20 protein-coding genes and 1 other annotated feature are annotated in these 24083 nt (G+C 51.6%); of the genes, 13 read left to right on the forward strand and 7 right to left on the reverse strand.

Translation table 11 applies throughout. The features are described from left to right. Nucleotides 1-169: 169 nt before the first annotated feature. The 5 genes from N7E69_RS11925 (at nucleotide 170) to thrC (ending at nucleotide 5900) form a co-directional block, all read left to right on the forward strand. A complete protein-coding gene (locus N7E69_RS11925) occupies nucleotides 170-856 on the forward strand; it encodes a tRNA/rRNA methyltransferase (RefSeq protein ID WP_001266779.1) in 687 nt (228 codons plus the stop codon). A 213-nt stretch (nucleotides 857-1069) separates the two neighbouring features. Continuing rightward, nucleotides 1070-1135 (forward strand): thr operon leader peptide, encoded by a 66-nt coding sequence (gene thrL, locus N7E69_RS11930; protein ID WP_001575544.1) that lies wholly within the window; start codon nucleotides 1070-1072, stop codon nucleotides 1133-1135. Beyond that, nucleotides 1071-1191, forward strand: a sequence feature (Thr leader region). It overlaps the preceding gene by 65 nt. Nucleotides 1192-1216: 25 nt before the next feature. Next, complete coding sequence (gene thrA / locus N7E69_RS11935) at nucleotides 1217-3679, forward strand: bifunctional aspartate kinase/homoserine dehydrogenase I (protein WP_001264674.1); 2463 nt, start codon at nucleotides 1217-1219, stop codon at nucleotides 3677-3679. A gap of 1 nt (nucleotide 3680) precedes the next feature. Then, on the forward strand, nucleotides 3681-4610 hold the full coding sequence (gene thrB / locus N7E69_RS11940; protein WP_000241691.1) for a homoserine kinase: 930 nt from the start codon (nucleotides 3681-3683) through the stop codon (nucleotides 4608-4610). Between the two features lie 3 nt (nucleotides 4611-4613). After that, on the forward strand, nucleotides 4614-5900 hold the full coding sequence (thrC, locus tag N7E69_RS11945; protein WP_000781099.1) for a threonine synthase: 1287 nt from the start codon (nucleotides 4614-4616) through the stop codon (nucleotides 5898-5900). 93 nt (nucleotides 5901-5993) lie between these two features. Here thrC and yaaA read toward each other — a convergent pair whose 3' ends face one another. Continuing rightward, nucleotides 5994-6767, reverse strand: coding sequence for a peroxide stress protein YaaA (gene yaaA, locus N7E69_RS11950; RefSeq protein WP_000906175.1), 774 nt, complete (start codon nucleotides 6765-6767; stop codon nucleotides 5994-5996). A gap of 78 nt (nucleotides 6768-6845) precedes the next feature. Further along, the gene (locus N7E69_RS11955; RefSeq protein WP_001113807.1) at nucleotides 6846-8276 is read right to left on the reverse strand and encodes an alanine/glycine:cation symporter family protein; all 1431 of its coding nucleotides are present in this window, start codon (nucleotides 8274-8276) and stop codon (nucleotides 6846-6848) included. Between the two features lie 268 nt (nucleotides 8277-8544). Between N7E69_RS11955 and tal the strand changes: the two genes are divergently transcribed. Further along, nucleotides 8545-9498 (forward strand): transaldolase, encoded by a 954-nt coding sequence (gene tal, locus N7E69_RS11960; RefSeq protein ID WP_000130175.1) that lies wholly within the window; start codon nucleotides 8545-8547, stop codon nucleotides 9496-9498. 110 nt (nucleotides 9499-9608) lie between these two features. After that, nucleotides 9609-10199 (forward strand): molybdopterin adenylyltransferase, encoded by a 591-nt coding sequence (gene mog / locus N7E69_RS11965; protein WP_000380373.1) that lies wholly within the window; start codon nucleotides 9609-9611, stop codon nucleotides 10197-10199. 56 nt (nucleotides 10200-10255) lie between these two features. On the opposite strand, the gene satP is transcribed toward mog, so the two are convergent. From satP to N7E69_RS11980, 3 genes are all read right to left on the reverse strand, one after another. After that, on the reverse strand, nucleotides 10256-10822 hold the full coding sequence (gene satP / locus N7E69_RS11970; protein ID WP_000528525.1) for an acetate uptake transporter: 567 nt from the start codon (nucleotides 10820-10822) through the stop codon (nucleotides 10256-10258). Between the two features lie 149 nt (nucleotides 10823-10971). After that, nucleotides 10972-11685, reverse strand: coding sequence for an acidic protein MsyB (msyB, locus tag N7E69_RS11975; RefSeq protein ID WP_001103477.1), 714 nt, complete (start codon nucleotides 11683-11685; stop codon nucleotides 10972-10974). A 35-nt stretch (nucleotides 11686-11720) separates the two neighbouring features. Further along, a complete protein-coding gene (locus N7E69_RS11980; RefSeq protein WP_001258084.1) occupies nucleotides 11721-12125 on the reverse strand; it encodes a DUF2541 family protein in 405 nt (134 codons plus the stop codon). A 348-nt stretch (nucleotides 12126-12473) separates the two neighbouring features. Here N7E69_RS11980 and dnaK point away from each other — a divergent pair, with 348 nt between their 5' ends. The 4 genes from dnaK to N7E69_RS12000 all read left to right on the forward strand — a co-directional run bounded on the left by dnaK (nucleotide 12474) and on the right by N7E69_RS12000 (nucleotide 17314). After that, entirely contained in the window at nucleotides 12474-14390 is a 1917-nt protein-coding gene (gene dnaK / locus N7E69_RS11985; protein ID WP_000516125.1) for a molecular chaperone DnaK, read from the forward strand. 85 nt (nucleotides 14391-14475) lie between these two features. Next, on the forward strand, nucleotides 14476-15615 hold the full coding sequence (gene dnaJ / locus N7E69_RS11990) for a molecular chaperone DnaJ (protein WP_001119009.1): 1140 nt from the start codon (nucleotides 14476-14478) through the stop codon (nucleotides 15613-15615). A 280-nt stretch (nucleotides 15616-15895) separates the two neighbouring features. Beyond that, nucleotides 15896-16843, forward strand: coding sequence for a LysR family transcriptional regulator (locus N7E69_RS11995; protein ID WP_000534911.1), 948 nt, complete (start codon nucleotides 15896-15898; stop codon nucleotides 16841-16843). Nucleotides 16844-16969: 126 nt separating this feature from the next. Then, entirely contained in the window at nucleotides 16970-17314 is a 345-nt protein-coding gene (locus tag N7E69_RS12000) for a phage holin family protein (protein ID WP_000026889.1), read from the forward strand. 60 nt (nucleotides 17315-17374) lie between these two features. On the opposite strand, the gene N7E69_RS12005 is transcribed toward N7E69_RS12000, so the two are convergent. Next, nucleotides 17375-17908 carry a glycoside hydrolase family 108 protein gene (locus N7E69_RS12005; RefSeq protein WP_001068132.1) on the reverse strand — a complete coding sequence of 178 codons (534 nt, stop codon included), beginning with the start codon at nucleotides 17906-17908 and terminating at the stop codon, nucleotides 17375-17377. Between the two features lie 16 nt (nucleotides 17909-17924). Beyond that, nucleotides 17925-18368 (reverse strand): transcriptional regulator, encoded by a 444-nt coding sequence (locus N7E69_RS12010; protein ID WP_000860681.1) that lies wholly within the window; start codon nucleotides 18366-18368, stop codon nucleotides 17925-17927. 380 nt (nucleotides 18369-18748) lie between these two features. Here N7E69_RS12010 and N7E69_RS12015 point away from each other — a divergent pair, with 380 nt between their 5' ends. Together N7E69_RS12015 and N7E69_RS12020 are read left to right on the forward strand one after the other, a co-directional pair. Further along, on the forward strand, nucleotides 18749-20848 hold the full coding sequence (locus N7E69_RS12015) for a glycosyl hydrolase family 18 protein (protein WP_000235796.1): 2100 nt from the start codon (nucleotides 18749-18751) through the stop codon (nucleotides 20846-20848). 91 nt (nucleotides 20849-20939) lie between these two features. After that, entirely contained in the window at nucleotides 20940-23936 is a 2997-nt protein-coding gene (locus N7E69_RS12020) for a hypothetical protein (RefSeq protein WP_000155795.1), read from the forward strand. The last annotated feature ends 147 nt before the right edge of the window (nucleotides 23937-24083 follow it).

Genomic DNA, 24083 nt, shown 5'->3' on the forward strand with positions numbered 1-24083 from the left:
TTCTGTTAACATAAACAGCAATAGTACAGATACGCAATAGTGTAGCGTCTTTTACGAAATCAAAAATGCTTTTTCAGTGATATCCGTTAAAATTTTGTAAATTTGCGAAGCGTAATATGCTTACAAACGCCAGCTAATTTCCTGTAAATTAGTCAAAAAGAGTAATGAAATGCGTGTAACAATCGTTCTTGTCGCTCCCGCCAGAGCGGAAAATATCGGCGCAGCCGCCCGGGCTATGAAGACCATGGGATTTACTGACCTGCGTATTGTCGACAGCCAGGCGCACCTGGAGCCCGCCACCCGTTGGGTCGCACATGGATCTGGAGATATTATTGATAATATTGAGGTTTTTCGCACCCTTGCCGACGCGCTCCACGATGTGGATTTTACCGTCGCGACGACAGCCTGCAGCCGGGCAAAATTTCATTACTACGCTTCGCCCGCTGAACTGGTTCCCTTATTACAGGAAAAATCACGCTGGATGCGTCATGCCGCGCTGGTTTTTGGCCGTGAGGATTCCGGTTTGACCAATGACGAGCTGGCGCTGGCGGATGTATTGACCGGCGTGCCGATGGCGGCGGATTACCCTTCGCTCAATCTGGGTCAGGCGGTCATGGTGTATTGCTATCAATTAGCAGGTTTAATGCAACAGACCACAGAATCCGTTGATATTGCTGATGAATCGCAGTTACAGGCGTTACGCGCGCGCCTTTTACGCCTGCTAACGACTCTGGAGGCGGCCGATGACCACAAATTAACCGACTGGCTACAACAGCGAATCGGCCTGCTGGGACAGCGAGATACGGTAATGTTGCACCGTTTGGTCCATGATATTGAAAAAAAACTAACAAAATAACGTGCTGTAATTTTTAAAATAATAAGAGATTACGTCTGGTTGCAAGAGATCATGACAGGGGGAATTGGTTGAAAATAAATATATCGCCAGCAGCACATGAACAAGTTTCGGAATGTGATCAATTTAAAAATTTATTGACTTAGGCGGGCAGATACTTTAACCAATATAGGAATACAAGACAGACAAATAAAAATGACAGAGTACACAACATCCATGAACCGCATCAGCACCACCACCATTACCACCATCACCATTACCACAGGTAACGGTGCGGGCTGACGCGTACAGGAAACACAGAAAAAAGCCCGCACCTGAACAGTGCGGGCTTTTTTTTCGACCAGAGATCACGAGGTAACAACCATGCGAGTGTTGAAGTTCGGCGGTACATCAGTGGCAAATGCAGAACGTTTTCTGCGTGTTGCCGATATTCTGGAAAGCAATGCTAGGCAAGGGCAGGTAGCGACCGTACTTTCCGCCCCCGCGAAAATTACCAACCATCTGGTGGCGATGATTGAAAAAACTATCGGCGGCCAGGATGCTTTGCCGAATATCAGCGATGCCGAACGTATTTTTTCTGACCTGCTCGCAGGACTTGCCAGCGCGCAGCCGGGATTCCCGCTTGCACGGTTGAAAATGGTTGTCGAACAAGAATTCGCTCAGATCAAACATGTTTTGCATGGTATCAGCCTGCTGGGTCAGTGCCCGGATAGCATCAACGCCGCGCTGATTTGCCGTGGCGAAAAAATGTCGATCGCGATTATGGCGGGACTTCTGGAGGCGCGTGGGCATCGTGTCACGGTGATCGATCCGGTAGAAAAACTGTTGGCGGTGGGCCATTACCTTGAATCTACCGTCGATATCGCGGAATCGACTCGCCGTATCGCCGCCAGCCAGATCCCGGCCGATCACATGATCCTGATGGCGGGCTTTACCGCCGGTAATGAAAAGGGTGAACTGGTGGTGCTGGGCCGTAATGGTTCCGACTATTCCGCCGCCGTGCTGGCCGCCTGTTTACGCGCTGACTGCTGTGAAATCTGGACTGACGTCGATGGCGTGTATACCTGTGACCCGCGCCAGGTGCCGGACGCCAGGCTGCTGAAATCGATGTCCTACCAGGAAGCGATGGAACTCTCTTACTTCGGCGCCAAAGTTCTTCACCCTCGCACCATTACGCCCATCGCCCAGTTCCAGATCCCCTGTCTGATTAAAAATACCGGTAATCCGCAGGCGCCAGGAACGCTGATCGGCGCGTCCAGCGACGATGATAATCTGCCGGTCAAAGGGATCTCTAACCTTAACAATATGGCGATGTTTAGCGTCTCCGGCCCGGGAATGAAAGGGATGATTGGGATGGCGGCGCGTGTTTTCGCCGCCATGTCTCGCGCCGGGATCTCGGTGGTGCTCATTACCCAGTCCTCCTCTGAGTACAGCATCAGTTTCTGTGTGCCGCAGAGTGACTGCGCGCGTGCCCGCCGTGCGATGCAGGATGAGTTCTATCTGGAGCTGAAAGAGGGGCTGCTGGAGCCGCTGGCGGTTACGGAGCGGTTGGCGATTATCTCTGTTGTCGGCGACGGTATGCGCACGTTACGCGGCATTTCAGCGAAATTCTTCGCCGCGCTGGCGCGGGCCAATATCAATATCGTGGCGATCGCTCAGGGATCTTCTGAGCGTTCCATTTCTGTGGTGGTGAATAACGACGATGCCACCACCGGCGTGCGGGTAACGCACCAGATGCTGTTCAATACCGATCAGGTGATTGAAGTGTTTGTCATTGGCGTCGGCGGCGTCGGCGGCGCGCTACTGGAACAGCTTAAACGTCAGCAAACCCGGCTGAAGAACAAGCACATCGATCTACGCGTGTGCGGCGTGGCGAACTCAAAGGCGTTGCTAACCAATGTGCATGGCCTGAATCTGGACAACTGGCAGGCGGAACTGGCGCAAGCGAACGCGCCGTTCAATCTGGGACGCTTAATTCGCCTGGTGAAAGAATATCATCTACTCAATCCGGTGATTGTTGATTGCACCTCCAGTCAGGCGGTGGCCGACCAGTATGCTGACTTCCTGCGTGAAGGATTCCATGTGGTGACGCCGAATAAGAAAGCGAACACCTCGTCGATGGACTACTACCATCAGCTACGTTTCGCCGCCGCGCAATCACGGCGCAAATTCTTGTATGACACCAACGTCGGCGCCGGTTTGCCGGTAATCGAAAACCTGCAAAACCTGCTGAATGCGGGTGATGAACTGCAAAAATTTTCCGGCATTCTTTCCGGGTCGCTCTCTTTTATTTTCGGTAAACTGGAAGAGGGGATGAGTCTCTCACAGGCGACCGCCCTGGCGCGCGAGATGGGCTATACCGAACCCGATCCGCGCGACGATCTTTCCGGTATGGATGTGGCGCGGAAACTGTTGATCCTCGCCCGCGAGACGGGCCGCGAGCTGGAGCTTTCCGATATTGTGATTGAACCGGTGTTGCCGGACGAGTTTGACGCCTCCGGCGATGTGACCGCCTTTATGGCGCATCTGCCGCAGCTTGACGACGCGTTTGCCGCCCGTGTGGCGAAAGCTCGTGATGAAGGTAAGGTATTGCGCTATGTGGGCAATATCGAAGAGGATGGCGTGTGCCGCGTGAAGATTGCCGAAGTTGATGGTAACGATCCGCTCTTCAAAGTGAAAAACGGTGAAAACGCGCTGGCGTTCTACAGCCACTATTATCAGCCCTTGCCGTTGGTGCTGCGCGGCTACGGCGCAGGCAATGATGTGACGGCGGCGGGCGTGTTTGCCGATCTGTTACGGACCCTCTCATGGAAGTTAGGAGTTTAACATGGTGAAAGTGTATGCCCCGGCTTCCAGCGCGAACATGAGCGTCGGTTTCGACGTGTTGGGCGCAGCCGTCACACCCGTTGACGGCACGTTGCTGGGCGATGTGGTATCCGTTGAAGCAGCGAACCATTTCCGTCTGCATAACCTGGGGCGATTTGCCGATAAACTGCCGCCGGAGCCGCGTGAAAATATTGTTTATCAGTGCTGGGAACGTTTTTGCCAGGCATTGGGGAAAACCATCCCGGTGGCGATGACGCTGGAAAAAAATATGCCGATTGGTTCCGGGTTAGGGTCCAGCGCCTGTTCCGTCGTCGCCGCGCTGGTCGCGATGAATGAGCACTGCGGCAAACCGTTAAACGACACGCGTCTGTTGGCGCTGATGGGCGAGCTGGAAGGCCGTATCTCCGGCAGCATCCATTACGATAACGTCGCGCCGTGCTTTCTTGGCGGTATGCAGCTGATGATTGAAGAAAACGGCATTATTAGTCAGCAGGTGCCGGGTTTTGATGAGTGGCTATGGGTACTGGCTTATCCGGGCATTAAAGTTTCCACCGCAGAAGCACGGGCCATTTTGCCTGCGCAGTATCGCCGTCAGGATTGCATTGCGCATGGACGGCATCTGGCCGGTTTTATTCACGCCTGTTACTCGCGGCAGCCGCAGCTTGCCGCCGCGCTGATGAAAGATGTTATTGCCGAACCATACCGCGCGCGTTTACTGCCGGGCTTTAGCCAGGCGCGGCAGGCGGTATCGGAGATCGGCGCGCTGGCGAGCGGGATTTCCGGGTCGGGGCCGACGCTGTTTGCGCTATGCGATAAACCTGAGACGGCGCAGCGCGTCGCGGACTGGCTGAGCAAACATTATCTGCAAAATCAGGAAGGCTTCGTTCATATTTGCCGGCTGGATACGGCGGGCGCACGAGTAGTGGGATAATCAATGAAACTCTATAATCTGAAAGACCATAATGAGCAGGTCAGCTTTGCGCAGGCCGTCACGCAAGGACTGGGCAAACAGCAGGGACTTTTTTTTCCGCACGATCTGCCGGAGTTTAGCCTGACGGAAATTGATGAGATGCTCAACCAGGACTTTGTCAGCCGTAGCGCAAAGATCCTCTCGGCATTTATTGGCGATGAAATACCGCAGCAAATTCTGGAGGAGCGCGTCCGCGCGGCGTTTGCGTTCCCGGCGCCGGTAGCGCAGGTAGAAAGCGATGTCGGCTGCCTGGAGCTGTTCCATGGTCCGACGCTGGCCTTTAAAGACTTCGGCGGGCGTTTTATGGCGCAAATGCTGACGCATATCAGCGGCGACAAACCGGTGACGATTCTGACCGCAACGTCAGGCGATACCGGCGCGGCGGTGGCTCACGCGTTCTATGGCCTGGAAAATGTGCGGGTCGTCATTCTCTACCCGCGCGGTAAAATCAGTCCGTTGCAGGAAAAACTGTTCTGTACGCTGGGCGGCAACATTGAAACCGTGGCGATCGACGGCGATTTTGACGCTTGCCAGGCGCTGGTGAAACAGGCATTTGATGACGAAGATCTGAAAACGGCGCTGGGGCTGAATTCGGCTAATTCGATTAATATCAGCCGCCTGTTGGCGCAAATTTGCTACTACTTTGAAGCCGTGGCGCAACTGCCGCAGGGGGCGCGTAACCAACTGGTGATCTCCGTCCCCAGCGGCAACTTTGGCGATTTGACGGCAGGGCTGCTGGCGAAGTCGTTAGGCCTACCGGTGAAACGTTTTATCGCCGCCACCAACGTCAACGACACGGTGCCGCGTTTTCTGCATGACGGGAAGTGGGCGCCGAAAGCGACGCAGGCGACCCTGTCGAATGCGATGGATGTCAGCCAGCCGAATAACTGGCCGCGCGTGGAGGAGCTATTCCGCCGTAAAATCTGGCGTCTGACTGAGCTGGGCTATGCGGCGGTGGATGATTCTACGACACAACAGACGATGCGCGAGCTGAAAGCGAAAGGTTATATCTCGGAACCTCATGCGGCGGTAGCGTATCGGGCATTACGCGACCAGTTAAACCCTGGCGAGTATGGCTTGTTTCTCGGAACGGCGCATCCGGCGAAGTTTAAAGAAAGCGTGGAGTCCATTCTGGGAGAAACGCTGGCCTTGCCTGAAGCGCTCGCCGAACGCGCCGATCTGCCGCTGCTTTCACATCATCTGCCTGCGGATTTTGCCGCCCTGCGTAAGCTAATGATGACCCGCCAGTAACCATTGCGCCCGGTGGCGCTGTCGCTTACCGGGCCTATGGGGTGGCGCCGATTTGTAGGCCGGATAAGGCGTAACCGCCATCCGGCGATGTCGTTACTGCTCGTAGCGTTTAAAGACCAGCTCGTCTTGTGTGGAGGTTTCTTCATCAAAGAAATACCCTTCACGGTCAAACGCGGTAAGCTGTTCCGGCTTCGTTAAGCGGTTTTCAATAATAAAACGGCTCATCAGTCCGCGCGCTTTTTTGGCGTAGAAGCTTACCACCTTAAACTTGCCGTTTTTCTCATCAAGGAACACGGGCTTAATCAGTTCGGCATTCAGTTTCTTCGGCTTCACCGATTTAAAATATTCCTCGGAGGCCAGATTCACTACCACCCGATCGCCCTGCGCTTCAAGCGCTTCGTTGAGCTTATCGGTAATGATATCGCCCCAGAATTGATAAAGATCTTTGCCGCGCGGATTCTCCAGGCGAATCCCCATCTCCAGACGATAAGGCTGCATTAAATCCAGCGGGCGCAATACGCCATACAAGCCAGAGAGCATACGCAGATGTTGTTGAGCAAAATCAAAATCCGCGTCGTTGAACGTTTCCGCCTGTAGGCCAGTATAAACATCGCCTTTGAACGCCAGAATCGCCTGGCGTGCATTATCCGGCGTAAAATGAGGCTGCCAGTCATGAAAACGCGTGGCGTTGAGATCCGCCAGTTTGTCGCTAATTCCCATCAGCCTGGAAATTTGCGGCGCCGAAAGCTGGCGGGCCTGTTGAATAAGCTGCTGGCTGTGATCCAATAGCTCCGGCTGGGTATAGCGGGTCGTGGCCAGCGGGCTTTGATAATCAAGCGTTTTTGCAGGTGAAATCAGAATCAGCATATCCAGTCCTTGCAGGGAATTTTCTGCGACTTTAGCAAAAAAACGCCGCAGAGTTGACCGATGGTTGCGATTGTCGGCTTAATCGCGCGATGCCGCATCCCAGGTATCTGGCGCCAGTTGTGGTTCGATATCCGGGAAGCGCCGCGGATCGAACTGCGGTCTTACGCCCAGTTTCCGTTGTCGCAGATAATCGCCGGCGAGGGTATACACCACCGGTGAGAGCAACAAAATCGCCGTCAGATTGGTAATAGCCATACAGGCCATGATCATGTCAGCGAGCTGCCATATCAGCGGAAAACTGATGAGCGTACCGGCGATGACCATGCCAAGCGTCGCAAGGCGTAATAGCCAGATGGCCTTTGCGTTATGTAACCGCAGAAAAAACAGATTGTTCTCGGCGTAAATATAGTTGGCGACGATAGAACTGAACGCGAACAGAATGACGATAAGCGCGACAAAACTGGCGCCCCATTCACCGGTCAACGAAACCATTGCATGTTGGAGAAGCTGAATGCCTTCTGTTGACGAATGGGACGCGTGATTCCCCGCCAGCAGGATAATCATCGCGCTGGCGGTACAGATGATAATGGTGTCGCTGAATACGCCAATCATTTGCACAATCCCCTGCGCGACAGGGTGAGGGGGATACGACGTTGCCGCTGCGGCCGCATTAGGCGTTGACCCCATTCCCGCTTCATTAGAGAACATCCCACGCTGAAAACCGCTGGTAATAGCCTGGGTGAGCGTATATCCGGCTGCGCCTGCCGCGGCTTCCTGCCAGCCAAATGCGCTTTTGACTATCGAGGCGATAACGCCAGGCATTTGCTCAATATGCCAGAGGCAAATGAATACGCTGCCGGCGACCCACAATAACGCGATGAGGGGAATCAGCCATTGCATCAGGCGGGCGACGCCTTTTATGCCGCGGATGATAATTAACAGGGCACAGAACGCCAGAGCAATGCCGGAGATAAGCGGCGGAATGTTGAAGGCGAAATGGAGCGCGCGTGAGACGGCATTCGCCTGCACGCTATTAAAAATCAACCCGTAGGCGACGAGCAGAAAGAGGGCGAAAACCACGCCCATCCAGCGCATTCCCAGCCCGCGCGCCATATACCACGCCGGGCCGCCGCGGAACTGGCCTGTCGGGTCACGTTCTTTATAAAGCTGGGCAAGCGAACACTCGGCGAAGGAGGTCGCCATGCCAATGATGGCCGAGACCCACATCCAGAATACCGCGCCGGGACCGCCTGCGGCGATAGCCAGCGCCACGCCGGCCAGATTACCGCTGCCAATCCGCGCCGCGAGGCTGGTACACAGCGCCTGAAATGACGTCAGGCCGCCTGGCTGCGGGCTAAAGCTGCCTTTCAGACTGCGGCTAAATTGGCGAATATAACGAAATTGAATGAATCCGGTACGCCAGGTAAACCAACATCCTGCGCCGAGCAGCAGGTAAATCATTACCGAGCCCCAGAGTATTTCGTTAATAAAACTGAAAAACTCAGGCATTAACGTCCCTCTTGTTGATGCCGTCACGCTTTGATGATCCTGTATAAGCGTGACCCATGATGTAGATGACCTTGTCAGACTAATATTAACGGCAGTTTACCATAAATACGGCGGTATCCTTTAATTGCGCATCAACCGTCGGCAGATACGCAAACAGTGCACAAGGGCAGCCAGGTGCATGTAGGCGGTTGCGCTGTGAGTGCGTCGTGTTATCATCAGGGTAGACCGGTTACATCCCCTAACAAGCTGTTTAAAGAGAAACTCTATCATGACGGACAAATTGACCTCCCTTCGTCAGTTCACCACCGTAGTGGCTGATACCGGAGATATCGCGGCAATGAAGCTGTACCAGCCGCAGGATGCTACAACTAACCCTTCTCTCATTCTTAACGCAGCGCAAATCCCGGAATATCGTAAGCTGATTGACGATGCTGTCGCCTGGGCGAAGCAGCAGAGCAGCGACCGCGCGCAGCAGGTTGTTGACGCGACCGATAAGCTGGCGGTGAATATTGGCCTGGAAATCCTGAAGCTGGTGCCGGGGCGTATTTCTACCGAAGTTGACGCGCGTCTGTCTTATGACACTGAAGCGTCTATCGCCAAAGCAAAACGTATCATTAAACTCTACAATGATGCGGGTATCAGCAACGATCGTATCCTGATCAAGCTGGCGTCCACCTGGCAGGGCATTCGCGCAGCCGAACAGCTGGAAAAAGAAGGCATCAACTGTAACCTGACGCTGCTGTTCTCCTTCGCGCAGGCGCGTGCGTGCGCCGAAGCGGGCGTCTACCTGATCTCGCCGTTCGTAGGTCGTATTCTTGACTGGTATAAAGCCAATACCGACAAGAAAGACTATGCGCCAGCTGAAGATCCGGGCGTGGTTTCCGTAACGGAAATCTACGAGTACTACAAACAGCATGGTTACGAAACCGTCGTTATGGGCGCAAGCTTCCGTAACGTAGGCGAAATTCTGGAGCTGGCGGGCTGCGACCGCCTGACTATCGCACCGGCATTGCTGAAAGAACTGGCGGAAAGCGAAGGGGCGATTGAGCGTAAGCTCTCTTTCTCCGGCGAAGTCAAAGCGCGCCCGGAACGCATTACCGAAGCCGAGTTCCTGTGGCAGCATCACCAGGACCCCATGGCGGTGGACAAACTGGCGGATGGTATCCGTAAGTTTGCGGTAGACCAGGAAAAACTGGAAAAAATGATCGGCGATCTGCTGTAATCATTAACGCGTGGCCCTGATATGGGTCACGCTACCTCTTCTGAAACCTGTCTGTCCTTCCCTTCGCAGTGTATCATTCTGTTTAACGAGACTGTTTAAACGGAATAATCATGGATACCTTACGTATTGGCTTAGTTTCTATCTCCGACCGCGCTTCAAGCGGCGTTTACCAGGATAAAGGCATTCCTGCGCTTGAGGAGTGGCTCGCTTCTGCGCTGACCACGCCTTTCGAGGTCCAGCGGCGCTTAATTCCTGATGAACAGGAAATTATCGAGCAAACGTTGTGTGAACTGGTTGATGAGATGAGCTGTCATCTGGTGCTGACCACTGGCGGTACCGGTCCGGCGCGTCGCGACGTCACGCCGGACGCGACCCTTGCCATCGCCGACCGTGAAATGCCAGGTTTTGGCGAACAGATGCGCCAGATCAGCCTGCGCTTTGTGCCGACCGCCATTCTTTCCCGCCAGGTGGGCGTTATCCGTAAACAGGCGTTAATTCTTAATCTGCCTGGACAGCCAAAATCGATCAAAGAAACGCTGGAAGGCGTAAAAGCGGACGATGGCAGCGTTAGCGTGCCGGGCATTTTTGCGAGCGTGCCGTATTGCATACAGCTGCTTGACGGGCCGTATGTCGAAACCGCGCCGGAAGTGGTTGCCGCTTTCCGTCCAAAGAGCGCCAGACGTGAGAATATGTCGTCCTGACCGGGAGATACTGATAGTAGGGTTATTCCTCCCGGTGCGGGAGGAATAAAAGAGATTTAGTGCGCCTCGCCGATTGGCAGAATAGTGCGGCCAAATTGCTCGTTTAGCACTTCACCCATCGCCAGATAAATAGCGCTGGCGCCGCAAACCAGACCAACCCAGCCTGCGATATGGATAATGGCTTCGTTACCGGTGATATTGCCGACCGCCAGCAGAGCGAACAGTACGGTCAGGCTCAGGAAAACAAATTGCAGCGCGCGGGCGGCTTTCAGCGTACCGAAGAACATAAACAGCGTGAACACGCCCCACAGACCTAAATAAGCGCCGAGTAGCTGAGCGTCAGGCGCATCCGTCAGGCCCATTTTCGGCATCAGCAGGATAGCGACCAGCGTCAGCCAGAACGAACCGTAAGAGGTAAAGGCCGTTAAACCAAAGGTATTGCCTTTTTTGTACTCCAGCAGACCGGCAAAAATTTGCGCGATACCGCCGTAGAAAATCCCCATCGCCAGAATAATACCGTCCAGGGCGAAAAAACCGGCATTGTGCAGGTTAAGCAGAATGGTGGTCATGCCGAAGCCCATCAGGCCCAGCGGTGCCGGATTAGCCAACTTAGTGTTGCCCATAATTCCTCAAAATCATCATAATTGAATGGTGAAATAGTTTCCCAGAATAACGAGTTCCGTATTCGGGGCGCGGCATAATAATCAGGGGGAAGAGGACTGTCTATGATCTAATAAGGGGGAAAAGAAAATATTTCCCCCAGTGAGGGCATTCACGCCTGAACGGCTGCCATCATTCGTCGCAGGCAGGCTATTTGCAACACTGCCGGAATAGTCACGCGATACGCGCTGCCGCTCATCGCTTTGACGCCGTTTAACGCCGCGCCGACCGGGCCGCCAAGACCTGCGCCGCGCAGCAATCCGTGGCCCAGGATGCTCATTGCGGCATGGGTACGCAAAATGCGGGTAAGCTGGGTGGAAAGCAGGTGGGAGACCCCTTTTGCCAGACTGCGATCTTTCATGAGCAGCGGCAGCAGTTCTTCCAGTTCAGAAACTTTGGCGTCTACGGCTTGCAGAAATTCCTGCTTATGCGCCGCGTCCATCTTCTGCCAGGTATGACGTAAAAAATGCTCCAGCAGTTGCTGTTCTATTTCAAACGTCGACATGCTTTTATCTGCTTTGAGTTTTAGCCGTTTTGCGACATCCAGCAGAATCGCGCGGTACTGTTTTCCGTGCCCGCGCAATTTGTTGGCGATACTGTCGCCGCCGTAATGCTGAAACTCGCCGGCAATGAGCTGCCAGTTACGGCGGTGTTGCTCCGGGTGACCTTCCATCGCTTTGAACAGCTCGTTATGACTAAGGACGCTTGACAAGCGAGCCTTGCCCTTTTCGTTATGCGTCAGCAAACGGGCGAAATCGGCGAGTTGTTCTTCGCTACAATGCTGAAGAAAGTCTAAATCCTCGTCGTGTAAATAAGTGACGTTCATTTTCAGTCTGGCTTTTGGAATAGAAATAACAGCGATTAATCGTCGCCAATGACTTTAAGTCTCGCCATATCGGAAGAATTTACCGTATGGCCTGAGAAGGTAATCTTTGATACGCAGCGTTTGTTGTCGTTATCGCTATTAATATTGATCCAGCCTGTCGTCTGGCCTTCTTTGATTGAGGAAGGGACGTTCAGGCTTTGGCTGGCGCTACGCGCAGTTTTAAAATAGACGGATGCGCCGCTAAGTTCGATGTCGCCGTGATCCGCCGTGAGTTGAATGCGCTTCACGATGCGGCAGACGGGAATTTTTAGCGCGAGATCGTTCGTTTCATTTCTGGGCATGGCAATAACACCCAGTATTTTATGGTCGTTCGCGTGCGCGACGCTACTTAACGCCAGGCCGAAAAGCAGGCCGGCGGAAATCGTTAACACAGATCGCATGGAATTTCTCTTTGACGGGTTCAATAAGCAATTACCGTCTATCATACTCTGCTCATGACAACGATTCAGTTTTGTAATCTTTTCTTTTTATTACAATTTTTCTGTGAATAGTATTCGTTGTTTAATTTATTTCATGAATGTTTGTTTGTCTGGTTTTCCATCGCGCCCTCTCGTCACTAAAAAATTTTTTCATCTCCCCCTTGATGACGTGGGTTACGACCCCATCTTGTAGTCAACCGCAGTGGTGAGTCTGAAAAAAAACGATTCAGGGTAGTTGAAACCGCACGTTTCGCCCTTATTACAGATTCACAACCACATGATGACCGAATTTTTAGTGGAGACGTTTAGATGGGTAAAATTATTGGTATCGACCTGGGTACTACCAACTCTTGTGTAGCGATTATGGATGGAACGCAGGCACGCGTGCTGGAGAACGCCGAGGGCGATCGCACTACGCCTTCTATCATTGCTTATACCCAGGATGGTGAAACTCTGGTTGGTCAGCCGGCTAAACGTCAGGCAGTGACAAACCCGCAAAACACCCTGTTTGCGATTAAACGCCTGATTGGCCGCCGCTTCCAGGACGAAGAAGTTCAACGTGACGTTTCTATCATGCCGTACAAAATCATCGGCGCCGACAACGGCGACGCATGGCTTGATGTGAAAGGTCAGAAAATGGCGCCGCCGCAGATTTCTGCCGAAGTGCTGAAGAAAATGAAGAAAACGGCTGAAGATTATCTGGGCGAACCGGTAACTGAAGCGGTTATCACCGTACCGGCTTACTTTAACGATGCGCAGCGTCAGGCTACCAAAGATGCTGGTCGTATCGCGGGGCTGGAAGTTAAACGTATCATCAACGAACCGACTGCCGCAGCGCTGGCTTACGGTCTGGATAAAGAAGTCGGCAACCGTACTATCGCGGTTTACGACCTCGGTGGTGGTACTTTCGATATCTCTATTATCGAAATCGACGAAGTTGATGGCGAAAAAACCTTTGAAGTTCTGGCAACCAACGGTGATACCCACCTGGGTGGTGAAGACTTCGATACCCGCCTGATCAACTACCTCGTTGACGAGTTTAAGAAAGATCAGGGCATTGACCTGCGTAACGATCCGCTGGCCATGCAGCGCCTGAAAGAAGCCGCAGAAAAAGCCAAAATCGAGCTGTCTTCTGCGCAGCAGACCGACGTGAACCTGCCGTACATTACCGCAGATGCCACCGGTCCGAAACACATGAACATCAAAGTGACTCGTGCAAAACTGGAAAGCCTGGTTGAAGATCTGGTGAACCGTTCTATCGAGCCGCTGAAAGTCGCACTGCAGGACGCTGGCCTGTCCGTGTCTGATATCAACGACGTGATCCTCGTCGGCGGTCAGACCCGTATGCCAATGGTGCAGAAAAAAGTGGCTGAATTCTTTGGTAAAGAGCCGCGTAAAGACGTTAACCCGGACGAAGCTGTGGCTATCGGCGCAGCGGTACAGGGCGGCGTGTTGACCGGTGATGTGAAAGACGTACTGCTGCTGGACGTTACCCCGCTGTCTCTGGGTATCGAAACGATGGGTGGCGTGATGACTCCGCTTATCACCAAAAACACCACCATCCCGACCAAGCACAGCCAGGTGTTCTCTACTGCGGAAGACAACCAGTCTGCGGTAACCATCCATGTGCTGCAGGGTGAGCGTAAACGTGCGTCTGATAACAAATCTCTGGGTCAGTTCAACCTGGATGGCATCAACCCGGCGCCGCGCGGTATGCCGCAGATCGAAGTCACCTTCGATATCGATGCTGACGGTATCCTGCACGTCTCCGCGAAAGATAAAAATAGCGGTAAAGAGCAGAAGATCACTATCAAGGCGTCTTCTGGTCTGAACGAGGAAGAAATTCAGAAAATGGTTCGCGATGCAGAAGCGAACGCTGAATCCGACCGTAAGTTCGAAGAGCTGGTTCAGACCCGTAACCAGGGCGACCATCTGCTGCACAGCACCCGTAAGCAGGTTGAAGAAGCAGGCGATAAACTGCCGGCTGATGACAAAACCGCTATCGAGTCTGCGCTGAACGCGCTGGAAACTGCCCTGAAAGGCGAAGATAAAGCCGCTATCGAAGCGAAAATGCAGGAACTGGCGCAGGTTTCCCAGAAACTGATGGAAATCGCTCAGCAGCAACATGCGCAGCAGCAGGCTGGCTCCGCTGACGCTTCTGCAAACAACGCGAAAGATGACGACGTTGTCGACGCTGAGTTTGAAGAAGTAAAAGATAAAAAATAATCGCCCTTTGAACGGGTAATTACTGGCACGGGCGAAGAGGTTTCCTCTCCGCCCGTGTATGCATGTTAAGGGCAGATAAAAAGAGATGGCGAAAAGAGATTACTACGAGATTTTAGGCGTTTCCAAAACAGCGGAAGAGCGTGAAATCAAAAAGGCGTATAAGCGCCTGGCCATGAAATATCATCCGGACCGCAATCAGGGTGATAAAGAGGCCGAAGCTAAGTTTAAAGAGATTAAAGAAGCCTACGAAGTGCTGACCGATGCGCAAAAACGCGCAGCCTACGATCAGTATGGTCACGCCGCGTTTGAACAAGGCGGTATGGGCGGCGGATTTGGCGGCGGCTTTAATGGCGGCGCTGATTTCAGTGATATCTTTGGTGACGTTTTTGGCGATATCTTTGGCGGCGGGCGTGGTCGCCAACGTGCGGCGCGTGGGGCTGATTTGCGTTATAACATGGATCTCACCCTGGAAGAAGCGGTGCGTGGCGTGACCAAAGAGATCCGTATTCCGACGCTGGAGGAGTGCGACGTTTGCCACGGCAGCGGCGCGAAAGCTGGTACGCAACCGCAAACCTGTCCGACCTGTCATGGTTCTGGTCAGGTACAGATGCGCCAGGGATTCTTTGCTGTACAGCAGACCTGCCCACACTGTCAGGGCCGCGGTACGCTGATCAAAGATCCGTGCCATAAATGTCACGGTCATGGGCGTGTTGAAAAGAGTAAAACTCTGTCCGTTAAAATCCCGGCGGGCGTGGATACCGGCGATCGTATTCGTCTGGCAGGCGAGGGCGAAGCGGGCGAGCATGGCGCACCGGCAGGCGACTTGTACGTTCAGGTCCAGGTGAAACAACACCCTATTTTCGAGCGTGAAGGCAATAATCTTTATTGCGAAGTGCCGATCAACTTTGCGATGGCGGCGCTGGGCGGTGAAATTGAAGTGCCGACGTTAGATGGTCGTGTGATGCTGAAAGTACCGAGCGAAACACAAACGGGCAAGCTGTTCCGTATGCGCGGCAAAGGCGTGAAGTCCGTACGCGGTGGCGCGCAGGGCGATTTGCTGTGCCGTGTGGTGGTTGAAACGCCGGTCGGTCTGAGCGAAAAACAGAAGCAATTGCTAAAAGATCTTCAGGAAAGTTTTGGCGGCCCGACGGGAGAGAAAAACAGCCCGCGTTCAAAAAGCTTCTTTGACGGCGTGAAAAAATTCTTTGACGATTTGACTCGCTAATCTTTTTCCCGTTGTATTTTTCTTCAGCCCGGGTGTATATCCGGGCTTTTTTCTGCCTGTACGCGCCCAGGCTTCTGTTAAACGCATCGTATCCTCTCATTTGTTGATATTTTGTTTTTACTGATAAACAAATTGATGTTAATCAGCAGTTTTGTATACGCTTATTCTTTAAAAAAACGTGATGTGATGACATTAATGATTGCTTTTTTAGATGCTGTGAATTGATTTATCTTGAGTATTATCTATATTGCTTTTTTTAGTTTCCGGAGGCAGACAGCGAATGGGATCGAAAGGTGCCAACAAGAGCTTTGATTATAATTTAATCAAAATTCTTGACGCTGTTATTTTGTCAGGAAATGCGGCTATGGCGGCAAAAAAGTTAGGCATTACACCGGCTGCCGTTTCTCTGGCGTTAAAGCGCCTGCAGAGTTATTACCCGGAAGAACTGTTTAGCAGAGGGAAAGGCGGGCTCATCCCCACAGCTAAGGCTGTCGACATTCACCAAAATTTCAGTCAGGTGATGAAACTGGTGGATGACACCTTTCTCTGTAATAGTAAAAAAGATGAAGCGTTCCAGATAACGTTATTAGGCAGTGATATTGTTGAAAGCTATTATCTTTCTCAGCTCTATAACAGCGATATATTTGACCGTATTTTGATAAATCATTTCACTGTCAGAAATATGAGTCGGGAGCATATCAGCGAACTTCTGTTTACTGCGCAAGGCGATCTGTTGATTAGTGCCGAACCTTTGCTGGAGTCCGGCATAGAGAATCAAATTATTGATAGTTTTAAATCATTTGTTTGTATCTGTAGCAGTAAACACATGCTGAGTACCCTCTCACAACTGTCGCTACATCATTTTTATTCTTCGCGTCATGCGTTATATCAGCCGGGGATGGGGGCTTCAGTGATATATCATGATAGTGAATTATTTAAGGATGAGCTTTACTATACTGGCAGGCGTATTGTCGGCTATCGCAGTGATTCGCTTAACGGTTTGATGAGCATGATCGAACGAACCTCATTGATTGCATTGATGCCTTTGAAATTAGCGCTTTTTTATAAAAATCATCGTAAATATGACATTAAATTTATTCAGCCTCCGCCCGAACTGGCTTTGAAGTCAGTTCAGGTTTATGCATCCTGGAATAAAAATAGTAGAAATATATCGACGATTAATGAGATGGTAAGTATGTTACAAACGCTTTCCTCCTTCCGTCGTTAATACACCTCATTTTTACGCTTTGATTTAATATGGTTTTAAATGATGTGCTTTGATTTTTACCCTCCTGACAGGGCGCTTACACTCCTTGTGTTAATTATTCATTTATAATGATTTCGGAGTGTTAAAATGTCTATTCCCAACCATGTGTCGACAACGGAAGTTGTGCTATTGGAGCTAGAGATCTTACTCACTATTATTTCGATTGGCGCGTGGGGAGGCTTTGTCAGCTATCTTTTACGCAAAGATAAGACAGAATATAATAGTTCTCATGAAAGTATTAAATATTGCTTAACGCAGATCGTGATTTCCTGCTTCACCAGTTTCTTGTTAAGCGCGATTGCGATCGAAAAAGAATGCAGTTTCAACATTGTTCTGTTGGCGGCAGGCTTAGGCGGTGTTTTCGCGAGTCCGATCTTAAAGATTCTTGGGCGGCGGATTAAAAAAATTATCGAAGGTAATAATTCAGATTAATTATCATTTGCAGTATCAGGCTCATCCGTGAGCCTTTTACGCGTCTTTTTTCAGCCTGGTCTAGGTCACTCTATTCTTGATCCAGCCATAAATAAATTGTTCGTTATTGTGGTTTTTCTCAGCAACGTTTAAGTAGTACGTGCCCTGACTGCAATTGAGGGCTTTCACCAAAACGGCTTCCCCTTCCTGGCCTCGCCAGGCCAAATAATGTTCGAGAGCGGCAAGCGTCCGCGGGCCAATATTGCCATCCACATGAATATCCGGGTAGCGTTTACCTTCGTGATTAAAGACGTTCAACCAGCGTTGCAGCCACGCGCTGGGGTGGTAAGCGCCTATGTTGACTGCCGCATCGCACAGCTCGAAGGAGACTGGCCACGATAGCGTCGAGATGACGTCAAAACCTGGTTTTATCCAGTAATCCTCTTCGAGAATCGCGTAGGCTTCAGCGTGGGTCAGATCCCGCATATCGCCAGCATAGCCATGCGCTCGCGCCGTGGCTTCGGTAATGCCCCAATGGGTGGCGCCGCCTTTATCTTTAGGGTTAAATACGTAACCGCCTTCAAGCGCAATAATTCCATCTATAATTGGATTCATCTTCCCTTTCCTTCGCTTAGTGAATATGCAGATACATGAGAGAACCTAACGTTACTGAAAATACGGTCGTCAGGGCGGCGATGGTTTGCCGTACAATCTGTTTTTTTCTTCCCTTTGTTTCGCTATCCGTCGCGATAATGGCGATATCACTATTCACTTTGAGACCTTGTCTTGGAATGGTAATAAAAAGATCGTTAATACCAAGCGCTTTAAGGTCACGTCTGATTAAATAGAGAATCTGCGTTAGATTTGCATCATTAACATAATGGCTTCGACTTCCCCATAACGCAGTGGTTATTTTTTGTCGCTCGATAATCTCCAGATGAGCATTCTCGATGATGAAACTGAGACATTTGGCTCTCATCGCAGTCATTTTAATAACCTGTGAATTTGAGACCGTCCTCAGTTCATATTTACCTTCATTGTAAATGCAATTGCTATTAATGATATAAGTTTTCATAACGTCTTCCTTTAGAAATGTACATCCTGGTTGTCTGTGGTGACTATATTGTATGAGAAATGTCTTAATCCAATAAATGTCACTGGTTTTATTGTATTGTCATTGTCTATAGCGAGTGTAATCACATTATTTCATTGTAATTAAATGATATTTAATTACATGATAAATGATATTTACTATGTTCTCACCAGAACGGAGTAAGTGGGCGCTGAGAGGTGTTGTTTTCTCTTCGTTAGACGGTGTTGTTAACCTCATTTTTATGATTTTTATATCATCTAAAAAGATGATGTTTTGTGATTAGCTATTTTTTATGCCTGTAACGATTATGGACCCCGCAGAACGAGCTGCGACAATTTTGAAACGTAAAAGGAAATTTGAAAATGGCTACAAGCAAACTGATTCAAGGCGATACAATTACTGAAACTACTCATGCAGCGAATGGTTTTGACCCTGCAACAAGCGATGATAAAATAAGCTATACTTCCGCTCGTGTTGCGAAACCGGTATACAATAAATATAAAAATTCCACGACTAAACCGAAGGTATTCGGTTATTACACCGACTGGTCACAGTATGACAGCCGTCTGCAAGGCAATATGTCCCAACCGGGCCGTGGTTATGATTTAACCAAAGTTTCACCGACGGCTTATGACAAACTGATTTTTGGCTTTGTTGGCATCACCGGTTTCAGAAAAATTGATACAGAAGACCGCGATGTCGTAGCAGAAGCGGCAGCGCTGTGCGGCAAAGTGAAATATGAGCCGACCTTCCTCGACCCATGGGGCGACTTCCAGTCTTATATCAACCTCGGCTTTGATGTCAGCGGCTGGGATGTGGATCCGAAGACTGTAACTCAGTCTAACGCCAAGGGTCTGCTGGGCGCGCTGCGTGATATGCAGGCAAAAGCGAAAGCCGCAGGTCACACGCTGGCGCTCTCCATGAGTATCGGCGGCTGGAGCATGAGTAACGGGTTCCACGAAACCGCCGCTTCTGACTCTTCTCGTAAAATCTTCGCCAAAGGCGTGGTGAAACTGTTCAAACAGTTCCCGATGTTCAGCGAAGTGGATATTGACTGGGAATACCCGAACAATGAAGGGGCGGGCAACCCGTTTGGTCCGGAAGATGGCGCTAACTACGCGCTGCTGATTGCCGAACTGCGTAAACAGCTGGATTCCGCTGGTCTGAGCAATGTGAAGATCTCTATTGCCGCTTCTGCTGTCACTACTATTTTTGACTATGCGAAAGTAAAAGATCTGATGGCTGCTGGCCTGTATGGCATCAACCTGATGACCTATGACTTCTTCGGTACGCCGTGGGCGGAAACTCTGGGCCACCACACCAACCGCAAAGCGCTGGAAGAGGGCGGCTGGGCTGTCGAAACCATCGTTGATCACCTGCTGGCGGAAGGTTTCTCCGCTGACCGTATCAACATCGGTTATGCCGGCTATACCCGTAACGCTCGTCAGGTAGAAATTGAATCCCTGTCGCCGCTGAAAGGTTCTTACAACCCAGGTTCAGGCCCTACTACCGGTTCCTTTGAATCCGGCACCAGTGAATGGTATGACGTCATTTATAGCTACCTGGATCTGGAAAACCAGAAAGGCCGTAACGGTTTCAACGTTTACACCGACCAGGTCGCTGACGCTGACTACCTGTATAGCCCGGAATCCAAACTGTTTTTATCCCTGGATACGCCGCGTACTGTCAAAGCAAAAGGCGAATATGCAGCGAAACTGGGCCTGGGCGGCGTGTTTACCTGGACTATCGATCAGGACAACGGCGTGCTGGTTAACGCCGTGCGTGAAGGTCTGGGTTATGAAATCGAATCTGAAGTTATCGATATGGAACCGTTCTACTTTGAAGGTATCAATGTAGAAAAAGATGAAGAGCAGAGCGACAGCGACGACGCGCAGAAGGTCAACCACGCGCCGAAAGCGGCGATTGAACTGCTGGTCGTAGGCGGATCTACGGTACAGCTGTCTGGCGCAGGTTCTTCTGATGAAGATAACGATGAGCTGTCCTTTAGCTGGGGCGTGCCTTCTCAAATCACTGTGGCAGACAAAACGGCTGAAATCATTGAGGTTGTGGTACCGGAAGTTAGCGAAAAAACAGCCTTCCAGTTCACCCTGTTTGTACGCGACTGCTACAACGAACCGTCCTCTCAACAGCGCTTTGTTCTGACGGCTGTGCCTGCGCTATCTCAGGTTCAACCGGAACCGGAAGAGGAAGAAGAGATTATCGTTCCTGTACCGGACGAGGAAGAAGATACCACACCGGCTGAGGATGATACGCCAGCAGATGACAAAACGTCACCTTACGCGCAGTGGGATGCTTCTACCGTTTATGGCGCAAACTGGGGTTCTTTCGAAATCGTTAGCTGGAAAGGCCATAACTATCAGGTGAAATGGTGGTCTATGGGCAACCAGCCTGACCTGAACTGCGGTGTCGGCGGTGCATGGACCGATCTTGGCGCTTACTAATACACGGTATTAAGCCGATGTATTGGGCTTCATGATTCAAGCCCCGGTTTACCGGGGCTTTTCTCCACCAGGGACAGAGGAAGAGTAGACCATGACCATTTCCATTCACGCCAGCGCATTTGACGTCAACAGCTGGTATCAAAAAATCACCTTAACCTTCATCAATGAGAGCGGTAATGCGGTCGATATGAACCATGCCGCAATATCATTCACGGCTTCCGGGCACATCGATCCATGGGGAAATAGCGGCGGTACGCTCAAAGGGAACCTGCCGCTTACGCTGAATGAGAGTTCGTATGGCACGCTGGAAACTAACAACATCATCATTAATAACAGCGATGCATTACTTCTTCAGCCGGGCGAACGCGGGACGCTCTCTTTCAGCCTCGCGGCGACGCAGGTGCCGGTAAAAATGTCCGCCATCACCTTGACGCTGGCGTCATCGTCATCCGAAGACGCAGAGTCTGAAACCCCATCCGATCAGGAGACGCCAGCGATACCCGCCGCAGACGAACAACTCGCCGAACCCGATGTGCCGGAAAAGGACAATGATCTTCAGGAACACGGCCTTACGCTTAACGTTAGCGAGTTGAATACCGCAAGTTGGTATCAACGCGTCACCTTTACGCTGACCAACCTCTACGCCCAGGCGGTAGATCTCAATCAGCTTCAACTGAATTTTACGGCCAGCGCGCACCCCGATCCCTACAGTCCGTTTCAGGGAACAATGTTGGGGAATCAGGCCGTGACGCTGGCCAGCGATGGGGGATGGCCCATCGAGAAGAATACCATCACCATTAATCATGACGGCGCGCTGATGCTGGCGGCGGGGGATACCGCCGAATTACAGTGCTATCTGGCCGCCACGCAGACGCCAGTTGCCATCAGCGATTTGAACGCGACGTTGGCCCATGATCCTGCCCGTCAGGGAAAAGTTTGCGTTCATTTTCCTGCCATGACGCAGACCGTGGCGCTCAAACCGGTGATTGAGCTGCTGTTTCCTGCCGGCGAAACCCGGCGCTTTGTCGGTGAGTGGGGCGAGGTTCTGACAATAGGCGATCTTAGCGCAGGAACGTATCGGCTTACCGTACCGATACTGGCGAATGATGAGATGCAAATCGCGCCAGTCGAGTCCTCTTTTACCGTTACGCTGCAATCCGGCGATGCCGCCGCGCAGGTCCAGGTATCCTGTCTGCCGATTGTCCGTTATGCCAGCGCGCGTCTGATGATTGACGCCCCTGCGCTTGGTAATGCGAAATTGACCGTTGAGATCGCCGATGCTACGCAAGCGGATGAGCGTACCGTCGCGCTGATCGCCAACCAACCGCAGTTAATCACCCGGCTACTGGCGGGGCATCATTATACGGTCAATCTGCAGCCTGCGATGATTAATAACCGCTTTATATCGGCACCCATACAGCTTACGGGATTTATCCCTGCTGCGGCGCAGATTGCCGAGGTTGCTGTCGCTTACCAACAGTCGGCGCTCGACACGGCGAGTTTCGTGACGGTGGATGCCACTATACTGGGCCTGCCCGATGGCGTCGCGCCGCAGCGTTATCTGTTCAGCAGCGGTAAATATCAGTACTCATTAATGCTGGAGAGCGGCAGCGATCGGCAGACGTTGGCATTACGCTTTGCGCCCGGGCTGTATGATGTTCAGACGGACGATATTTTCATCGACAGCGTGCCGTGGCGTTGTGAACAGGCCGGGCCGCTACGGTTGTTGCAAAAGGTCAACCATGTGGCGCTGGAGTTTCTGCCCGGCGTGACGCTACAGGTAAAAGGTTGGCCTGATTACCTTGCTCATGGCGGCGTGACGGTTAACGCGCCAGAGACGGTTTCTCTTTATCGCGATATACCGTTTAGCGCGTTGTTTAAATACGATGGTTTTGACGGCGGCGGCGATCCGGTTCCGGCCGCGGAGGTTGACGTGAACGGGGATGGTTTTCTGGATTACGCGACGTTACCGATCCATAAAACCGTTGCGCTGGTGCGCCAGATAGAAAAAGAAGCCGGGCGTAGCGTCATGCCGGTAATGGTCATTTATACCGCGAATGCCAGCGGCGGTAGCGCGCTGGCGGATTTACAGGATGCGCAAAAGCTACGTAACCATTTTGGTAACTTTATTACCCAGTGTCTGGCGGCGCAGTCATACAAAGATGAGACGCATCCTGTCCCGGCCACCTTTGTGCTTAACCCGGATTTTCTCGGGGCGCTACAGCAAGGACCGTATGGCTATACCGTAGTACGGCAAAAAAACAGTGTGCCGGTGAATGCCCAACTGGCGGCGGCGATACAAGCATTACCGGCGATGGCTGGCTTTATCGTGCCTTCGTTGCCGACGTTTAGCGACGATCTCTACGGCTATATTCAGGCGGTGAACTATCTTGTTCGTCAGTTTGCCCCGGATGTGGCTTTTGGCTGGCAGACGAATGTCTGGGCGACAGGAACGGCGGACTGGGTGCTGCGCGATACCGCTGATCCGGTAGCTGAAGGGCAGGCGATCGCCGGATTTATTCATGAACTGGGCGTTTACAGCGGAGAATATGCGCCGGACTTTATTGCGTTTGATAAATTTGAGCGTGACTGTTTCAGTCCTGATGCGCTTGCCCACTATGGCTGGAATGCGACATGCTGGCTTAATTACCTGGCGATGGTCAAACAGGTGACGAAAGCGCTGCTGACGCCCGCCATGCTGTGGCAAATCCCTGGCGGCCATATGCCTACAGTAGAAGAGGGCGTCAGTAAAATCAGCGCTGCGCACTTTGCATCCGGCGGAACCTTTTTTATGGGGGACGCCCGCATTGGCAGCGATCCTGACACGCTCTCTTTGCAGCTACTCAATACGGCCTTAAATAGCGCGACTTACGGCGTCCCGACCGTCGGCGACTTTTTACGTAAAGATAAAGGGTATGACTGGGGCCAGATGCAGGCGCTGAATCTACCGGACTTTAACGTCTTTTCGATCTTATGGGGCGGTGGTTCTACTATCAGTATTACGACAATCCATTCTAACGGTGAAGACGGCGGCTGGCTGGCGGATAAAATGGTAGAGTATTATGCTGCCCCTCGCTATTTCAGATAATATCACTGCTTATTTGCATTAATCTGGACTATTAGTTTGAGATTCGAAGGCGCGTTCTTTCGAATCTCTTTTCCTGCGCCCCCTGACCTCTCATTCTTTATGCGTAATTTGTTATTAATTTTCTGTAATCATTTTGTATTAAGAATT

It is taken from the genome of Salmonella sp. 3C, assembly GCF_025426275.1.
GTDB lineage: Bacteria > Pseudomonadota > Gammaproteobacteria > Enterobacterales > Enterobacteriaceae > Salmonella > Salmonella enterica.

What these genes read in the sequence shown, in the direction of transcription:
- thrA (WP_001264674.1), top strand. Translation starts at nt 1,217, where the DNA reads ATGCGAGTGTTGAAGTTCGGCGGTACATCAGTGGCAAATGCAGAACGT.
- N7E69_RS12020 (WP_000155795.1), top strand. Translation starts at nt 20,940, where the DNA reads ATGACCATTTCCATTCACGCCAGCGCATTTGACGTCAACAGCTGGTAT.
- satP (WP_000528525.1), bottom strand. Translation starts at nt 10,822, where the DNA reads ATGGGCAACACTAAGTTGGCTAATCCGGCACCGCTGGGCCTGATGGGC.
- N7E69_RS12015 (WP_000235796.1), top strand. Translation starts at nt 18,749, where the DNA reads ATGGCTACAAGCAAACTGATTCAAGGCGATACAATTACTGAAACTACT.
- N7E69_RS11955 (WP_001113807.1), bottom strand. Translation starts at nt 8,276, where the DNA reads ATGCCTGAGTTTTTCAGTTTTATTAACGAAATACTCTGGGGCTCGGTA.
- dnaK (WP_000516125.1), top strand. Translation starts at nt 12,474, where the DNA reads ATGGGTAAAATTATTGGTATCGACCTGGGTACTACCAACTCTTGTGTA.
- N7E69_RS12005 (WP_001068132.1), bottom strand. Translation starts at nt 17,908, where the DNA reads ATGAATCCAATTATAGATGGAATTATTGCGCTTGAAGGCGGTTACGTA.
- thrB (WP_000241691.1), top strand. Translation starts at nt 3,681, where the DNA reads ATGGTGAAAGTGTATGCCCCGGCTTCCAGCGCGAACATGAGCGTCGGT.
- dnaJ (WP_001119009.1), top strand. Translation starts at nt 14,476, where the DNA reads ATGGCGAAAAGAGATTACTACGAGATTTTAGGCGTTTCCAAAACAGCG.
- msyB (WP_001103477.1), bottom strand. Translation starts at nt 11,685, where the DNA reads ATGAACGTCACTTATTTACACGACGAGGATTTAGACTTTCTTCAGCAT.
- thrC (WP_000781099.1), top strand. Translation starts at nt 4,614, where the DNA reads ATGAAACTCTATAATCTGAAAGACCATAATGAGCAGGTCAGCTTTGCG.
- yaaA (WP_000906175.1), bottom strand. Translation starts at nt 6,767, where the DNA reads ATGCTGATTCTGATTTCACCTGCAAAAACGCTTGATTATCAAAGCCCG.
- N7E69_RS11980 (WP_001258084.1), bottom strand. Translation starts at nt 12,125, where the DNA reads ATGCGATCTGTGTTAACGATTTCCGCCGGCCTGCTTTTCGGCCTGGCG.
- N7E69_RS11995 (WP_000534911.1), top strand. Translation starts at nt 15,896, where the DNA reads ATGGGATCGAAAGGTGCCAACAAGAGCTTTGATTATAATTTAATCAAA.
- N7E69_RS12000 (WP_000026889.1), top strand. Translation starts at nt 16,970, where the DNA reads ATGTCTATTCCCAACCATGTGTCGACAACGGAAGTTGTGCTATTGGAG.
- mog (WP_000380373.1), top strand. Translation starts at nt 9,609, where the DNA reads ATGGATACCTTACGTATTGGCTTAGTTTCTATCTCCGACCGCGCTTCA.
- N7E69_RS11925 (WP_001266779.1), top strand. Translation starts at nt 170, where the DNA reads ATGCGTGTAACAATCGTTCTTGTCGCTCCCGCCAGAGCGGAAAATATC.
- N7E69_RS12010 (WP_000860681.1), bottom strand. Translation starts at nt 18,368, where the DNA reads ATGAAAACTTATATCATTAATAGCAATTGCATTTACAATGAAGGTAAA.
- tal (WP_000130175.1), top strand. Translation starts at nt 8,545, where the DNA reads ATGACGGACAAATTGACCTCCCTTCGTCAGTTCACCACCGTAGTGGCT.